The organism is Pseudomonas brassicacearum (assembly GCF_003732225.1).
In the GTDB taxonomy this organism is placed as follows: Bacteria; Pseudomonadota; Gammaproteobacteria; order Pseudomonadales; family Pseudomonadaceae; genus Aquipseudomonas; species Aquipseudomonas brassicacearum_E.
Window position 1 is genome coordinate 111,169 of record NZ_MOBJ01000015.1, and the last position, 17,159, is coordinate 128,327.

The 17,159-nt window shown below is 59.5% G+C and carries 12 protein-coding genes; 6 read left to right on the top strand and 6 right to left on the bottom strand.

Translation table 11 applies throughout. The annotated features are described in order from the left end of the window. The first annotated feature begins 67 nt into the window (after window positions 1–67). The 6 genes from BK659_RS22280 to BK659_RS22305 all read left to right on the top strand — a co-directional run bounded on the left by BK659_RS22280 (window position 68) and on the right by BK659_RS22305 (window position 9,978). Window positions 68–1,810, top strand: a complete 1,743-nt coding sequence (locus tag BK659_RS22280; RefSeq protein ID WP_123427114.1) for an ABC transporter permease — start codon at window positions 68–70, stop codon at window positions 1,808–1,810. Between the two features lie 14 nt (window positions 1,811–1,824). Then, window positions 1,825–3,147 carry an ABC transporter ATP-binding protein gene (locus BK659_RS22285; RefSeq protein WP_123427116.1) on the top strand — a complete coding sequence of 441 codons (1,323 nt, stop codon included), beginning with the start codon at window positions 1,825–1,827 and terminating at the stop codon, window positions 3,145–3,147. A gap of 196 nt (window positions 3,148–3,343) precedes the next feature. Further along, a complete protein-coding gene (locus BK659_RS22290) occupies window positions 3,344–6,130 on the top strand; it encodes an RHS repeat domain-containing protein (RefSeq protein ID WP_123427117.1) in 2,787 nt (928 codons plus the stop codon). 98 nt (window positions 6,131–6,228) lie between these two features. Then, window positions 6,229–7,131, top strand: a complete 903-nt coding sequence (locus BK659_RS22295) for a LysR family transcriptional regulator (protein WP_123427119.1) — start codon at window positions 6,229–6,231, stop codon at window positions 7,129–7,131. A 130-nt stretch (window positions 7,132–7,261) separates the two neighbouring features. Next, window positions 7,262–7,885: a glutathione S-transferase family protein gene (locus tag BK659_RS22300; protein WP_123427121.1), complete on the top strand. Its 624-nt coding sequence runs from the start codon at window positions 7,262–7,264 to the stop codon at window positions 7,883–7,885. A 62-nt stretch (window positions 7,886–7,947) separates the two neighbouring features. After that, window positions 7,948–9,978, top strand: a complete 2,031-nt coding sequence (locus BK659_RS22305; protein WP_123427123.1) for a 2Fe-2S iron-sulfur cluster-binding protein — start codon at window positions 7,948–7,950, stop codon at window positions 9,976–9,978. A 78-nt stretch (window positions 9,979–10,056) separates the two neighbouring features. On the opposite strand, the gene BK659_RS22310 is transcribed toward BK659_RS22305, so the two are convergent. The 6 genes from BK659_RS22310 to BK659_RS22335 are packed head-to-tail and all read right to left on the bottom strand — an operon-like array spanning window position 10,057 to window position 17,159. After that, window positions 10,057–11,187 carry a glycosyltransferase family 4 protein gene (locus tag BK659_RS22310; RefSeq protein ID WP_123427125.1) on the bottom strand — a complete coding sequence of 377 codons (1,131 nt, stop codon included), beginning with the start codon at window positions 11,185–11,187 and terminating at the stop codon, window positions 10,057–10,059. Next, window positions 11,188–12,318, bottom strand: coding sequence for a glycosyltransferase family 4 protein (locus BK659_RS22315; RefSeq protein WP_123427127.1), 1,131 nt, complete (start codon window positions 12,316–12,318; stop codon window positions 11,188–11,190). After that, window positions 12,302–13,669, bottom strand: a complete 1,368-nt coding sequence (locus tag BK659_RS22320) for a glycosyltransferase family 4 protein (protein ID WP_123427129.1) — start codon at window positions 13,667–13,669, stop codon at window positions 12,302–12,304. Before BK659_RS22320 ends, BK659_RS22315 begins: the two co-directional genes overlap by 17 nt. Continuing rightward, complete coding sequence (locus BK659_RS22325; RefSeq protein ID WP_123427131.1) at window positions 13,666–14,919, bottom strand: ABC transporter ATP-binding protein; 1,254 nt, start codon at window positions 14,917–14,919, stop codon at window positions 13,666–13,668. Before BK659_RS22325 ends, BK659_RS22320 begins: the two co-directional genes overlap by 4 nt. Then, window positions 14,919–15,716, bottom strand: coding sequence for an ABC transporter permease (locus BK659_RS22330; RefSeq protein WP_123427133.1), 798 nt, complete (start codon window positions 15,714–15,716; stop codon window positions 14,919–14,921). The genes BK659_RS22325 and BK659_RS22330 overlap by 1 nt, the downstream gene beginning before the upstream one ends. Then, window positions 15,717–17,159: a mannose-1-phosphate guanylyltransferase/mannose-6-phosphate isomerase gene (locus tag BK659_RS22335; RefSeq protein WP_123427135.1), complete on the bottom strand. Its 1,443-nt coding sequence runs from the start codon at window positions 17,157–17,159 to the stop codon at window positions 15,717–15,719. It abuts the gene before it with no gap.

Below are 17,159 nucleotides of genomic sequence, written 5' to 3' on the forward strand. Positions count from 1 at the left end.
GGTCGCTCTAGAAACTGCTGATCGGTGGTCAACGATCACCTCCAGAACGCTACTGGAATCACTGAACATGAATAAGGTATTGCGTCATTACATACCGGCCACGGCACAACGGTTGCTTCCCAACCGCTGGGACCTGATCGCCATGCCGTTGGTGATTGGCTTCTTGCTGTTCTTCTCGATTGGTGCACACGAAACCTGGGCTCCAATCTCGACGTTGCAGACGCAGGTCATTTCGCTGGATCCGGCCGACTTGCCCGAATATGCGATCCGCACGACATTGCGCATGCTCGCGGCCATGGTGGCGGCGCTGATTTTCACGTTGGTCTATGGCACGTTGGCGGCCAAGAGCCGGCGGGCAGAGAAGCTGCTGGTGCCGGTGCTGGACATCCTGCAGTCGGTGCCGGTGCTGGGCTATATCTCGTTCACCGTGACATTTTTCCTGCTGCTGTTTCCAGGACGGGTGCTGGGCGCGGAGTGCGCGGCGATCTTCGCCATCTTTACCAGCCAGGCCTGGAACATGACGTTCAGCTTCTACCAGTCGCTGCGCACGGTGCCTCGAGATCTGGAAGAGGTATCCAGCAATCTGCAGCTTTCCGGCTGGCAAAAGTTCTGGAAGCTCGATGTACCGTTCGCCATTCCGGGCCTGATCTGGAACATGATGATGAGCATGTCCGGAGGCTGGTTCTTCGTGGTCGCCTCTGAAGCGATCACCGTGGGTGACAAAACCATCACTTTGCCAGGCGTTGGTTCCTATCTGGCGACGGCCATCGAACAGCGCGACATGCACGCCGTGGGTTACGTCATTCTGGCGATGATTGTGGTCATCCTGATTTACGACCAATTCCTGTTCCGGCCGCTGGTGGCCTGGGCAGACAAATTCCGGATGGAGGACACCGCTTCCCAGGCCGGGAGCCCTGAGTCGTGGGTACTGAATCTGATCCAGCGCACCCGGGTCGTTCAGCGCCTGTTGCGGCCTTTTCTCCGGGCTATCGTGCGCATCACCAACATGCGCCTGAGCCTGCCACGCTCCAAAGCGGTGATGGTTCAGGCCAGCCCGACGGTTTCAAGGGCTATCGACTGGATCTGGGCGACTGCGATTGTGGCCATGACTCTTTACGCGCTGTATCACATCGTCATCTACGTCGGCAGCGAGGTGACGCTTGATGAACTCTGGCATGTGATCGGTCTGGGCGCCATCACCCTGCTGCGGGTGGCCTTGTTGATTCTGGTGGCCTCGCTCATCTGGGTACCGCTGGGCGTGCTGATCGGCTTGCGTCCGCATCTGGCGGAGAAGATCCAGCCGCTGGCCCAGTTCCTGGCGGCGTTCCCGGCGAACCTGTTGTTTCCGGTGTTTGTCATTGTGATTCTGCACTACAAGTTGAACCCGGACATTTGGCTGAGCCCGCTGATCGTGCTGGGTACCCAGTGGTACATCCTGTTCAACGTGATCGCTGGCGCCAGCGCCTTTCCCAACGATTTTCGCGAGGCCGCGGCGAATTTCCGCATTCGCGGTTGGCAGTGGTGGCGCAAGGTAATGCTGCCCGGCATTTTCCCGTATTACGTGACCGGTGCGATTACTGCCTCGGGCGGTGCCTGGAACGCCAGTATCGTTTCCGAATTCGTTTCCTGGGGGCAGGACAAAGTGGTCGCTCACGGCTTGGGGGCCTATATCGCCCAGACCACCGCGGCTGGCGACTTTCCAAAAATCACCTTGGGCGTGGTAGTGATGTCGTTCTTTGTCGTGGCGTTCAACCGCGTGTTGTGGCGGCCGATGTACGCCATCGCTGAAAACAAACTCCGTCTGAATTAACAGGTGTCGATCTGATGAATAGCCATACTGAAAAAACAGGCGCGCACTCCGAAATTTATGCACTCAAGAACGTCAGTCGCGGGTTCGGCAAGGGCAAGGATGAGTTGCAGGTGCTCAGCGATGTCGATCTGACCCTGCGCGAGGGCGAAATCGTCGGCATGCTGGGTCGCTCCGGGTCTGGCAAATCGACGCTGCTGCGGATCATTGCCGGTCTTATCCTGCCCTCCTCAGGCGAGGTCCGCTATAACGGTTCGTTGTTGACCGGCCCCGCCGAAGGCGTGGCCATGGTCTTCCAGACCTTTGCCCTGTTTCCCTGGCTGACGGTTCTGGAAAACGTCGAAGCCGGTCTTCAAGCATTGCAGGTCGAGCCCAAGGCCGCGCGCAAGCGTGCACTGGCAGCGATCGACCTGATCGGCCTCGACGGATTCGAAAACGCTTACCCGCGGGAATTGTCGGGCGGCATGCGCCAGCGGGTGGGCTTTGCCCGGGCGCTGGTGGTCAATCCGACCTTGCTGCTGATGGACGAGCCGTTCTCGGCGCTGGATGTGCTGACGGCAGAAACCCTGAGAACCGATTTGCTGGACCTGTGGAGCGGCGGCCAGTTGCCGATCAAGTCCATCCTGATCGTGACCCACAACATCGAAGAGGCGGTGTTGATGTGCGACCGCGTACTGGTCTTGTCGTCGAACCCCGGCCGGGTCGTGGCGCAAATCAACGTGCCGTTCGCTCACCCACGCAACCGTCTGGACCCGGCCTTTCGCAAAATGGTCGATGACATCTATGCCTTGATGACCAACCGACGCAGCGCCGACGCCAAGACGGGCAAGGCCGAACTGCAATTGGGCAGCCCATTGCCCGAAGTGTCGACCAACCTGATGGCCGGTCTGATTTCTGCGCTGGCGGCCGAGCCGTATTATGGGCAGGACAGCCTCTCCAATGTCGCCGAGCGTCTGTTGCTGGAGGTCGATGACCTGTTTCCGGTGGCGGAGATGCTCGAGCATCTGGGGTTTGCCGAACTCAAGGGCGCCGACATCAAGCTGACCGACGCGGGCAAGCTGTTCGATGAGTACGGTACTCAGGAACGCAAAACCATTTTTGCCGAACATCTGCTTCGGTATGTGCCATTGGCCACCCGTATTCGCCAGGTGTTGCAGGAGCGACGCGGTCACTGGGCGCCGCGGGTACGTTTCGAGCAGGAGTTGGGAGATTCGCTCAATGACGCAGCGGTGGAAGAAACCCTGGAGAACGTGATCAGCTGGGGCCGGTACGCCGAAATATTTTCCTACGACGACAACACCGAGACCTTCAGTCTGGAAGATGTCGAAGGCAGTCTGTAACCGGCTCATTCAAGGTCGGACACGCAGGGGCTGAAATGAGCTGACTGGCCACTCCTTTCGACAGCTTGCTGGTTGTCGAAAAGGGTGGTGCAAATAGTGAAGATGTAGTCGCGATTTCGCCATTATCAACGTTCATCAACATTGCTCCCCCACAGTGTTGACTACACTGCCCCCATCATTCGATGGGGGATCTTCCGTGTCCTTACACTTGCATAAGTTCACACCAACGCTGGCCGCGATCGACCCGCGGGGGTTGGCGGTTGCTGCGGTGTCGTACCACCGCATCAACGCGATCGACGAGCCGACGGCGCGGATCAACCGGCAGTCGTTTGACGCAGCGGGCCGGACAATCGTGCAGTGGGACGCACGGCTGTGGGCTGATGGCGGCGAGTCCGGCGTACCAAACCAGGCAGCGATCTATAACCTTTCAGGGCAAGCGCTACGCACCGAGAGCGTGGATGCGGGCTGGCGCGTTGGTCTGTTAGGCGACGCGGGCCAGGCGCTGGAGGGCTGGGACGGCCGGGGTACGCACCGGCAGACGCACTATGACAGTCAACTGCGCCCGGTAAACGTGCATGAACAGATGGCTAACAACGCGCAGCGCTGCGTAGAACGCTTCACGTATGGCAGTCCAACAGGCATCGCTAACGGCTGCGGCCGGCCGATCCGTCACGACGACCCGGCAGGCAGTCGGGTATTTGCGGATTATGGCTTGCTGGGGCAGGTGTTGACGCAGACGCAACGGTTCCTGACGGATCTGGACACACCGAATTGGCCGGAGTCAGTCGCAGAGCGCAATGCGTTGCTGGAGACGGATGGTCAAGGAGTGCCGGTGTCTTATACGACACACTGGTTCCACGACGGGTCGGGTGCAGTGCTGAGCCAGATCGATGCGGCAGGCACTGCGCAGCTCATGCGATACAACGTGGCGGGTCAGTTGACCCAATCCAGCCTGACACCCGAAAGTGAATCCGAGCAGATCTTGCTGAGCGAGATTATCTACAACGCGCTCGGCCAAGTGACATCAGAGACGGCGGGTAACGGGGTAACTACCCAGGGGACGTATTCGGCAGCGGACGGTCGTCTGCAGCGGCTGTACGCGGCCTGCTCGAATAAAGTCCTGCAGGATCTGAACTACACACAGGATCCGGTGGGTAATGTCCTGAGCATCGAAGATCTGGCGCAGCCGACACAGTGGTTCAACGCAAAACAGATCAATCCGCTGAGCACCTACCGCTATGACACGCTGTATCAGCTGATCGAAGCGACGGGCAGAGAGAGCGTACAGGCAGGAATCCATCCGGGTCTGCCGGGACTGGTGTTACCCGGTGGAGGCGACGCCAGTCGGTTACGCAATTACACGCAGACCTTCGCTTATGACGCCGGCGGGAACTTGCTCACGCTCAAGCATGGTCAGTCACCACGGCGGACGATGAAGGTGGCTGAGGGGAGTAATCGCAGTCTATATATGGCCGATGTCGCAGATCCGCCGGATCTGAACAAAAGCTTTGACGCGAACGGCAATATGCGGGTGCTGGAGGGCGCGCAGACGATGGATTGGGATGCTCGTAACCAGTTGCAACGGGTTATGCAAGTGGTTCGAGATGATGGGCCTGACGATACCGAGGTGTACGTTTACGACAGCGCAGGTCAGCGACGTCGTAAGGTGAGAATCCAGCAGGCTAAAACGCTCGGGCATGTGGCGCAGGTGCGTTATTTGCCGGGACTGGAGATCCGACACAACACCGCGACGGGCGAGGTGTTGTATGTGACGACGGCACAGGCCGGGCGTAGTGGCGTAAGGCGGCTGCATTGGCTGGCGAACGGGCGCAAGGCATTACCGACACCGCAGCTGCGCTACAGCGTAGGTGATCACCTTGGCAGCTGTGCGCTGGAGCTGGATGAGCACGGCGAGGTGATCAGCCACGAAGGCTATTACCCTTATGGCGGTACTGCATGGTGGGCGGCCGGAAGCCAAACGCACGCGCACTACAAGACAATCCGTTATTCGGGTAAGGAGCGCGATGCGACGGGGCTCTACTACTATGGTTTCCGGTACTACGCACCCTGGCTCAATCGATGGGTATCGCCGGATCCGGCGGGCAACGTCGATGGACTGAATCTGTTCCAGATGGTCAGGAACAATCCGTTGACGTTCCGTGATGGTGACGGCAGGGCAATCGATGATGACGATGATTTTTCTGAAAACTCCCCGAGTGCGAATGCCGGGGGATATCCGCTCGACCCTCAACTCGGACGCAGACTTGATGAGTATGAAAAGAATATCCCTGGTCAACAGGCCGCTGTGGCGCGTGAGCTCACTCACACACGGCATGGTGAGTACATGGTGGAATCGACTTACACGGACCCGAAAATACCTGGCCGGTATCGTTTCAAGAACGTGTTTCGACCTGGATTATGGACATTGAAGGAGAATTTTCGCGCCCCGGGGAGCGAATCCAATGCGACTAGCGTGACATGGAAAGGATACGAAATGGTTTCCAGGGCGAATGGCTTCTACGGCGTTTATCCCAAGATTATCGTTCAGTGGGACGTAGTAAATAACGATGCGTTACGTGCTACTGATGGACTGGAGAGCGGTTCGGAAGAAATGCTCGTGAGTTTTTTGTCCAGCAAGGGTAACGGGAGGTCTACCCAGAGAATATTGGATGTTGCTGGTATGCGTGCGACCCGCGTCGAGCGCAAAGAGGTCCGTGATCACCAGAAAGGCGTCGATATCGACATTATCGTAGTGCATGTCGAGCCGAATCCCACGCCGCAGATGGCTGGTGTGCAAGTGCCGCAAGCAGGTGGCGTTGCTGCGCCGCTAATGAGTCAGGGAGCTTCGAGTCCGCCCGATGCTGACCTGAGAATGCAAGTAGAGCGAGACTTGCGACGGTTGGCCCGTCCTCCGTTGTCTCGAGCCGCGCACAGCGCCTGGCGATCTGTGAAGCATTTAGTTCAATCTCGAAAGGCATCGTGAAATGAACAGAGCTTTCCGGTCGGCTTGACCCTGATGTGACAGATCCGCCCCGAAGTCTCGTACACTTCGCAGCGGTCCCCGCCCAACAGGTCTTGCTCATGGACAGACTCCAGGAAATGCAGGTATTCGTCGCCGTGGCGCAGGAGCAGGGTTTCTCTGCGGCGGCGCGGCGTCTGGGGTTGTCGGCGGCCAGCGTGACGCGGGCGGTGGCGGCGCTGGAGGCGCGTATCGGCACTCAACTGCTGACGCGAACCACGCGCAGTGTGCATCTGAGCGAGGCTGGCCAGCGTTACCTGGAAGACTGCCGCCGCATACTGTCGGAGATTCAGGAAGCCGAGGCTTCAGCCGCTGGCAGTCATGCGCAACCGCGTGGGCAATTGACGATCACCGCGCCCGTGCTGTTCGGCGAGCTGTTCGTTACGCCGCTGATGGTTGGCTACCTCGAGCAGTTTCCCGATATCAGCATCAACGCGTTGCTGGTCGATCGGGTGGTGAGCATGGTCGAGGAGGGGATCGATGTCGCTGTGCGCATCGGTGAACTGCCTGACAGCAACCAGCACGCCATTCTGGTGGGCGAGGTGCGGCGGGTTATCTGCGGTTCTCCCGATTATCTGAAGCGTCATGGCCGGCCTGTGCATCCCAATGATCTGGGCCGAGCGCGAATTGTCGCCACCTCGTCCATTGGGCAGCAGAGGAACTGGCCCTTTATGGCGGCCGGGGAGTTGTTGAGCGTTCGCCCTGAACCGCGTCTGGTGGTGACGGCGAATCAGGCAGCAATCACCGCTGCCTCTCTGGGTCTGGGATTGACCCGGGTTCTGTCCTACCAGGTGGCGAGCAAGGTTGCCGCCGGTGAGCTGGAAATCGTCCTGCAAGACTTCGAACTTCCTCCATTGCCCATTCATGTGGTGTATCAGGGTGGGCGCAAGGCGCCGGCGCGGGTACGCAGTTTTGTGGACTATGCGGTGAAGGGATTGCGTGAACATCCGGCATTGCGCACCTGAGGCGTTATTGCACCGGGTGAAATGATCGATTGTGTTTTCTGGTTATTCTGTTGTTTTGGTAGCAGATGGAAGATAGCGCCACTCAGCGCGATTCTCTCCTGAACCGCGCAATCAACCCGCGGAGTCGACCATGCACGCCATCAAACTCTACAACTTCCCACGTTCCGGCCACGCCCATCGTGTGGAGTTGATGCTGTCGTTGCTTGAGCTGCCAACCGAACTGATCTTCGTCGATCTGGCGAAAGGCGCGCATAAACAGCCAGGCTTTCTTGCACTCAATGCCTTTGGTCAGGTTCCGGTGATCGATGACCAAGGTGTGGTGCTGGCCGATTCCAACGCGATTCTGGTGTACCTGGCGCAGAAATACGGCAAGGGCCGCTGGCTGCCCGCCGACCCGGTCGGTGCAGCCAGGGTTCAGCGCTGGTTGTCGATAGCGGCTGGGCCGATTGCCTTCGGCCCGGCCATTGCGCGGCTGATCACGGTGTTTGGTGCGCCTTACAACGCCGAAGACGTGATCGTTCGTTCACACAACCTGCTCAAGGTGATTGATCAAGAACTGAGCAAATCCACCTACCTTGCTGGTGATGAGCCGACCATCGCCGATGTTGCCGCCTACAGCTACATCGCCCATGCGCCGGAAGGCAACGTATCGCTGGCCGACTATGCCAATGTGCGGGGCTGGCTGGCGCGGATCGAGGCCTTGCCCGGTTTTGTCGGCATGCCACGCACGGTGGCCGGTTTGCAAACCGCCTGAAGCATTACGGCCCCGCATTGCCGGGCCGTTCACACTGCGCCGATGCGCAGAGGAGGACCGCGATGGAGCTTTCACCTTGGCATGCCGGCGAGAAACAATTGCAGGCTCATGCAGGGGTTGCCGAGCGTATGGAAGCGCACGGGCGCAAGGTGATCCGCAGTGAAATGCCGGATCAGCATCGGCAGTTCTATCGTCAGTTGCCGTTCATGTTGTTCGGTGCCGTGGACGCCGACGGTAACCCTTGGGCGAGCATCCTCGAAGGCCAACCGGGTTTTGCCCATTCCCCCGAACCTGCGTGCTTGCAACTGGACAGCCTGCCCACGCTGGACGACCCGGCGCAATTACACGCCGGGGCAGCGATTGGCTTGCTGGGGATCGAGTTGCACACAAGGCGGCGTAACCGGATCAACGGCCGGGTCAGCACGATTGGCGCGCAAGGCTTGAGCGTCTCGGTCGAGCAGTCTTTCGGTAATTGCCCGCAGTACATTCAATTGCGGCAGTTCGAATCGGTGCCGTTGGCCGATCCGTTGACGCGCACTGCACAGCGTCTGAATTCGCTGGATGACACGGCCACGGCGATGATTCGGGGTGCCGACACCTTCTTTGTCGCCAGTTACGTGGATGTGGATAACTCGCGCTCAGTGGATGTTTCCCACCGTGGTGGCCAGGCGGGCTTCGTTCAGGTCGAGGGCGACTGCCTGACCATTCCTGATTTTGCCGGCAATCTGCATTTCAATACCTTGGGCAACCTGCTGCTCAATCCGCGCGCCGGGTTGCTGTTTATCGATTTCACCACGGGCGATCTGCTGCAGGTCAGCGGTCGTACCGAAATCATCCTCGATGGCCCACAAGTAGAAGCCTTTCAAGGCGCCGAACGGCTGTGGAAGCTGCACGTGCAGCACATCGTGCGACGGCCGGCAGCGTTGGCGTTGCGCTGGCGCTTCGATGGGGTTTCACCCAACAGTTTGATGACCGGCACCTGGGAGCAGGCTGCCGCCAGGTTGCAGGCTAAGGCGTTGGGCGATCGCTGGCGGCCTTTGCGGGTCAGCCGGATCGAGCGGGAAAGCCAGAACATTCGCTCGATCTATCTGGAGCCAGCTGACGGCGCCGGGTTACCGCTGTTCCAGGCCGGGCAGCACTTGCCGGTGCGTTTCACCCTCGATGGCCAGGTGCACATCCGCACATACAGCCTGTCGAGTGCACCGTCCGATGAGTTTTTCCGCATCAGCGTGAAACGTGAAGGGTTGGTGTCGTCACATTTGCACGAACAGATTCGGGTCGGTGACCTGATTGAAGCCCGTGCGCCGCAAGGGCATTTCATGCTGGCCGCCAATGAACGCCGACCACTGGTGCTGTTGGCGGCCGGGGTCGGCATCACGCCGTTGTTGTCGATGCTGCGTGAAGTGGTTTACCAGGGGCGGCGCACCCGGCGTACCCGGCCGAGCTGGTTGTTCCAGAGTTCGCGCAGCCTGGCTGATCAGCCATTTCGCGCTGAGATTGACCGCTTGCTGGACGGTGCGGATGACGCGGTGCGGGTATTACGTCTGCTCAGCCAGCCGGAACGCGAAGCCCTGGAAGGCGAGGATTTTGACCTGACCGGGCGCATAGACCTCGCGCTGCTTAAAACCATCCTGTTGGTGGAAGACTACGATCAGCTGGATTTTGTCCTGTGTGGCCCGAGCAGTTTCACTCAAGGGCTGTACGACGGTTTACGTGGGTTGGACATTCGTGATGAGCGGATTCACGCCGAAACCTTCGGTCCGTCGACATTACGTCGGCAGCCGGATCCAGAGGCGGTAGTCATCGATCAGCCTCCAGTGGCCACCACCTCGGTCGCGGTGGTGTTCCAGCGCTCGGCCATCGATGCGCGCTGGCAGCCGGACGGCGGTAGTTTGCTGGAGTTGGCGGAAAGCCAGGGTTTGCGGCCAGAGTTCAGTTGCCGTGGCGGATCTTGTGGCACCTGCAAGACCCGTTTGATCAGCGGTCAGGTGAGTTATCCACAGCCCCCGGCGGAGCTGCCCGGTGCGGGTGAAGTGCTGATTTGCTGTGCGGTTCCGGCGCAGGGTTCGCAGCCGCTGGTACTTGAGCTGTAATAAAAAGATCGCAGCCTGCGGTGCTCCTACGAAATACGCGGATCCTCTGAGCTGCCGAAGGCTGCGATCCTTTGATCTTCAGGCGTAGGACAGCGATTTTTCTGCCAGCAGTTCCTGGTATAACTCGGCCCACTTGCGACCCATTTCGTCCGCGGTAAACAGCTGCCGGTAACGCGCTTCAGCCTTCACGCCCATTTCCGCTGCCCGAACAGGGTTTTCCCACAGCAAGCGCATGGCTTCGCGAAACGCCTGTGGATTACTCGGAGGCACCACCAGCCCGGTTTCACCATGAATATTGATGTAGCTGGTGCCGGTGCCGATTTCGCTGGAGATCATCGGTTTGCCGTACATCGCCCCTTCGAGCAGGGAGATGCCAAACGCTTCAGAGCGCAGGTGTGACGGAAACACAATCGCGTAGCTCAGTTGCAGCAGCGCGACTTTGTCTTCGTCGTCCAGGCGCCCGAGGAACTGCACATTGCGCAGACCCAGCGTTGCGGCCTGGGCGTGCAGCTCATTCTCCAGTGGCCCGGCACCGACGATCACCACCGGATAATCGACGTCTTTGAGTGCATCGAGCAGGATGTGCAGGCCTTTGTAATAACGCATCACGCCCACAAACAGAAAAAATCGCTCACCCAGGCGCTCGCGCCAACGGGCCATACGTTCGGTGTCAGGTTTTGGATAGCCGGACTTGTTCAGGCCATAGGGAATGACCCGGGTTTTTTCCGGAAAACTCTGTAGAACGTCGCTCGTGTGAAGGTAGTTCGGTGAGGCCGCGACAATCCGGTCGGCGCTGGCGAGAAAACGGTTCATCAGCGGCCGGTAGAGTTTGAGCAGGTGTTTTTGTCGGATGATGTCCGAGTGGTACGTCACCACGCTGGGAGTGTTTATACCGCTGAGGAAATGCACCACGTCCATGAATGGCCAGGGAAAGTGATAGTTGACTACGTCGGCTTCTGCGGCCAATTCCCGAAACTGTTTGAAGACGCTGTAGGAAAAACCGGTGGACGCGAATTGCACATCGAGTTTGGCGCGATGGACTTCGTGCTGACCAAAGGGGATGACCGCAGGCGTCGGGTCGGCGCTTAACGTCAGAACCTTGCTTTCAATGCCATGCTGTGCGCCGCTTTCGCAGAGCTCAAACATGACATGTTCGATACCACCGACGGTTTCCGACAAGTACGTTTTGTAGAAATGAAGAACGCGCATTCAACCTCCCAAAGCCTGGCGGTAGGCGCGAACTGTCAGTTTCGCGCAACGTCCCCAGGAAAAAAGCTTCGCTTGTTGCAATCCCGCTTCTTGGCATACCTGCCAATGCACTTGATCGTCGGCTAAACGGGTCATGGCCTCGCATAAGCCGTGTACATCGTCAGGCTCGATATAATTGCCCGCGGTTCCCGCGACTTCGGGCATGGCCGAGCGCCGGGTCAAGACGACGGGGGTGCCGCTGGCCATGGCCTCCAGAACCGGAAGACCGAAACCTTCATAAATTGACGGAAAAATCAGCGCTCGGGCACCGGCCAGCAATTCTGCGACCTGTTCATCAGGCAGGTACCCCAGCAGGCGGACATGACCGCTTGCCAGCGTCGTGTGTAATTCATCTGCAAGCTGCTCACCTTTCCACCCGGCCATTCCCACCACCAGTAAAGGAAAGTGCTGACGCAGTACTTCAGGCAGCTCGGCGTGAGCACGCAGTGCCAGCGACAGGTTCTTGCGCGGTTCCAGAGTACCGACACACAGGAAGTACCCTTGTGGCTGCACGCTGTGAGGTTTCAGCGCCTGCTGCAAGGACTCGTTCGAACGTGGATGAAAACGCGCTGCGGCCCCCAGTGGGGCAACCACGAAGCGCTCAGGCCCGAGGCCGAAATAGCGCTGAGCCTCGTCGGCGACAAACTGCGAGTCGGTCAGGATCAGGCGCGCCTGTTGCACGCCCTGGCCCAGCCGCCGCTCAATCTCCCGCAACCGTGCTGCTGGCTGGGTCGACGGGTAGTGCAGATGAGTCAAGTCATGCAGGGTGATGACGGTCGGGCCCTCGAACGCCAAAGGCCACAGACTCGGTTCGTGGTAGAGGTCGATGGCCGCGGAGTGTCCTCGGTCGAAGCGCCGTTGTTCCAGCCAGCGACGCGCCTGATAGGCACCGGGAATCTGCCGCAGCAACGGGGTCAGCCGTGAGTAGCCGGGCATCTCTGCCACCGGTAGAGACGAACTCCAGCCCCAACCGAGAAACAGCGACAGCTCCAGGTCCGGTTCATGAGTCAAGGCGTTGACCAGTTCGGCCAGGTAATGGCCGATACCGGTCCGGGGTGCCTGGAGAATTCGCGCGTTAAGGGCAATCTGCATGCTGCCTCTCAACGGTCACCGGGGACTGCTTCAGGTTGCGCAGAACTCGCTCAACCAATTGCTCACTGGCCTCGCGCCAACCGAGCCAGCGCCATTCGCTCACCTTGCGCGCGGCCGGGAAGGTCCCGGTGTTTTCCATGTGGACGACCAGATCGACCAAGCTTTGCGGGGACGCGAGATCGAAATAGGCCATGAATTCACCGCCAATCTCGCGGAACACCGGAATGTCGCTGCCCATCGCCGGTAAGCCGCGCTGCATCGCTTCCACCAGCGGCAGGCCGAAACCTTCGACGTAGGAGGGGAATACCAGTGCACTGGCGTGGGAGTACGCATGTTCGAGGCTGGTGTCGCTCAGGTCGTTAAACATGAACAGCCGCTGGTTCAGCTCCGGATGTTCACGCACACGGGTGAGCAGGGCATCGCACTTCCAGCCGACTCTGCCGGCAATGCACAGCCGAGCTTTGCAGCCCGCGGCCCAGGCAAGCTCGAAGGCGTCCAGCAGATAGTCGTGGTTCTTGCGCGGCTCGATGGTGCTGACCATCAGGAACACCGGATCCGACGTTGTAAACAACCGGGCCAGACGCGGTTCCACGGCGGCGGTCGCTTCGCTCAGGTCCAGCTCGGAGCCGAGGTGGAAATAGTCGAACCACAACGTCTCGGCTTTGGCCGGACCGACCCGGCGATGCAATTCCTCACGCACCTGATCGCGTACCGTGGCGGAAATCGCCACGTAGCCGTCTGCGGTTTGGCTGATCCAGTCGAACCACTGGTTGAAAATCTGCACCAGCCGTGTGTCGTAGAACTGTGGGTGGGTCACGGGAATCAGGTCGTAGATCACCGAAACGATGCCCACGCCTTCGCGTTTGAGTTGTTCGGCAAACGGGAAAAAGTCGGTATGCCAGGACGAGTCCAGCAGCACCAGTTGATCCCCCGGCTGATGCTGCAGCGGCGAGCAACGCTTGGGTAGTTGATACTGGTTGAGGCCCTCGATCAGACGCAACGGAATACTGAAACAGGCTATCGCCGTGACGCGGTAGGCCACGTGCAGCAAACGCTTGGTAATTCGCGAATGACTGCGCTTATGGAGGCGTTGATGCAGTTGCCAGAAACGATGAGCCAACCGCCCCAGCCGTCCACCAAAGATCATTAACCCATCGAAAAACGGGATGTTCAAAGGGCCCAGTTTCAGCACTCGGTAAAGCTTGCCCTTGAGCATCACGACGGGAATGCATTCTGCGCCGTCGACGTATTCCGGCAGTTGATTGATGACGTTGCGCACCACCCGCTGAATGCCCGAATTGACCTTGGGGTGCTGGAACACATGGGTGCATTCCACCAGCAGGCGAGTCATGGCGCGGTCTCCGAAACAGTCTGTGCGGCGGTGCGGGTGATGCTGGTTTTCGCGCCCAGCCACGAGCAGCCAACGAAGTCTTCATGCCGGTTATTGATGACGTGGAACACCAGGCCGTAGTCGCGCCATTCGAAATTGCGGTCCAGGTGCGAGTCCAGCCGAGACAAGCTCAGGGCCACGGAATAGTTGCCTTTGCCCAGGCCCATGACGAAGGCAAAGCGATAGGTGACCCGTTCAGAGGCCTGGAGGTCGGTCAGCGCCTGATCCTGGCGATGGGTGTTGATCCCGTACATGGCCTGGCCCAGGCGATCCTTGATCATGAAGCCCAATACCAACCGCTCGATGTCCTGGCGGACTTCGACCTGCACCTCCAGCACCACGGGTTGACCGACTTCGGCGGCGTCGATGGAGCGTCCGCGCTCATCCAGCAAGCGCACACTGAGGATACCGGCTTCGCCGGTGCCGGAAACGGTTTGCACCTGCCCGCCGGCGAGCATTTCCTGACGCACGGTCTGGCCTTCCCGTTCGGCGAGCAGAGCGTTGTAGTAATCCATGACCGCTTCGGGCTTGCCATGCATGGCCATGCGACCGTTTTCCAGGAGGATCGCCGAATCGCAGATCGACTGGATGGCCGAACGGTCGTGGGACACGATCAGCAGCGTGGTACCGGCTTTGCGAAAACTGCGGATGCGCTCGAAGCTCTTGTGCTGGAAGTAGGCGTCGCCCACCGACAGGGCTTCGTCGACGATCAGGATGTCCGGGCGCCGGGCGGTAGCCACGCTGAAGGCCAGACGCATCTGCATGCCGCTTGAATAGGTGCGCACGGGGTGATCTATGGCTTCGCCGATTTCCGCGAAACGTTCGATCTCGGGCATCAGGGCTTCAATGTCTTCGATCGACATGCCCAGCAGTTGCCCGGCCATGACCGCGTTCTGCCGGCCGCTAAAGTCCGCATGAAACCCCATGCCCAGTTCCAGCAGCGCGGCCACCCGGCCTTCGAGCTGAATCTGTCCGCAGGTCGGTTGGGTGGTACCGGTGATCATCTTCAGCAAGGTACTTTTGCCGGCGCCGTTTACCCCGACGATGCCCACCGCGTCTCCGGGGGCAATCTCGAATTCCACACCTTGCAGCACCCAGTGCTGGCGATGGCGGATCGGTGAAAACGGGATCAGCCATTCGGCCAGTCGGCTCCAGCGGGTGGGGTACTGCTTGTAAGCCTTGCCCAGGCCCGTAACGCGTATGTGTCCCATCAGAGTTCATCCACCATTTCGCCGACCCGCTGGCGAAACAGTCGCAGCCCGATCACGCAGAACAGCGCACCGAGCACCAGGATCGGCAGCAGGGAGCTCCAGACCGGCCATTGGCCGTAGAGGAACAGGTTCTGGTAGCTGGCGATCAGGTTGGTCAGGGGATTGAGTTGCAGCAGGCGCTGGACCCACTCGGGCAGGATACTGATCGGATACACGATCGGCGTTAGCCAGAACCAGAATTGCAGGCAAATGCCGAAGAACTGCCCGACGTCGCGAAAGAACACGTTCAACACGCCAAGAATCATCCCCAGCCCGGCGCAGAAGATCATCTGCAAGGCCAACAGCGGCAGCAGCGCCAGCAAGGCCATGCCCGGCAGGCGCCCGGTGATCAGTAGAAAGCCCAGGAACAGCCCGATGATGATCGCGAAGTTGATGCCGGCATTGAACAGTACGATCACCGGCAAACAGATTTTCGGGAAGCTGATTTTCTTCAGCAGATTGGCGTTTTCCAGAAACATGTTCTGGCTGCGCAAGGTGATCTCCGAAAATAGTCCCCAGGTCAGTAATCCGGCGCAGAGGTAGACACTGTAGGCCATACCGTCATCCACCCCCGGCAAGCGGGCGCGCATGATCTGGGAAAAGACCACTGTGTAGACGACGATCATCGACAGCGGGTTGAGCACGGTCCACAAGGCACCGAACAGCGAGTTGCGATACCGCAACTGGAACTCTCGCTTGACGCTACCGAGGATGAACCCCCGATAGCTCCACAACGAGCGATGCAAATTGAACAACATTCAGACCGTCCTGCCGTATTGATCTTCGAAGCGGACGATATCGTCTTCTCCCAGATACTCACCGCTTTGCACTTCAATGATGACCAGATCGATCACTCCCGGGTTTTCCAGGCGATGCTTGTGCCCTGCGGCAATAAAGGTGGACTCGTTTTTGGCCACAAGGTGCGACCCCGAGCCATTGTTGGTGACTTTGGCCATGCCTTCGACCACCACCCAGTGTTCGTTGCGGTGATGGTGCATTTGCAGCGACAGCTTGGCGCCGGGTTTGACTACGAGGCGTTTGATCTTGAAGCGCGGACCTTCCTCCAGCACGGTGTAAGTGCCCCATGGCCGGCTGACGGTACGGTGCAGGCGATAGCTTTCGTGCTCTTTTTCCTTGAGCTGTTTGACCACCTTGCGCACGTCTTGCGCGCGGTCGGCGTGAGCCACCAGCACGGCGTCGGCGGTGTCGATGACGATCAGGTTATCCACACCCACAGTCGCGACCATGCGGCCATCGCTCTGGACGAAGTTGTTGTGGCTGTCGATGAACAGCGCTTCGCCGCTGGCGCGGTTGTTCTGTGCGTCGGCCGGAACCAGGGCACTGACGGCACCCCATGAACCGATGTCGCTCCAGTCGAAACCGGCAGGCACCACCACCACTTTGTCGGAATGCTCCATCAAGGCATAGTCGATGGAGATATCGGTCATCTCGGCGAAATGTGTCGCCGACAACTCCTGTTGCAGACAACCACCGGCCTCGACTGTGGCGCTGGCCGCGAGGCACGCGTCGGCCTGTTCGAGCAATTGCGGGGCATGGTTCTGCAACTCCGCCAGCAAGGTGCCGATCGAGAAGCAGAACATGCCCGAGTTCCACAGGAAATTACCGCTTTCCAGGTAATGCGTGGCGGTTTGCAAGTCGGGTTTTTCGACGAAGCGTGCGACCTTGGTCGCTCCTTGCTCATCCAGCTGCTCACCCCGTTCGATGTAACCGAAACCGGTCTCCGGTGCCGTCGGGATCACACCGAAGGTCACCAGATACCCGGCCTCGGCCAGTTTCACGGCATGCTTGACGGCGGTCTTGAACGCGCCTTCGTTCTGGATCAGGTGATCAGCCGGCATCACCACCAGAATCGCTTCGTTGCCGTGCAACGCCTGCAGCGACAGGGCGGCGGCGGCGATGGCCGGGGCGGTGTTGCGACCCACCGGTTCCAGCACGAAGTGTCCGCGGTGATGACCCAGATGGGCGTCCTGATAGTAATCTTTGCTTTGAAAGTAGTAGTCACGGTTGGTCACCGTGACGATATCACCGTGTGTGCCGAGCAGTCCGGCCGCGCGTTGATAGGTCTTGCCCAGCAGCGTCTGGCCGTCAGGCAAGGTCATGAACGGCTTGGGATGACCTTCACGCGAAACCGGCCACAGCCGGGTTCCGGCACCCCCTGAAAGAATCACGGGAATCAGCAT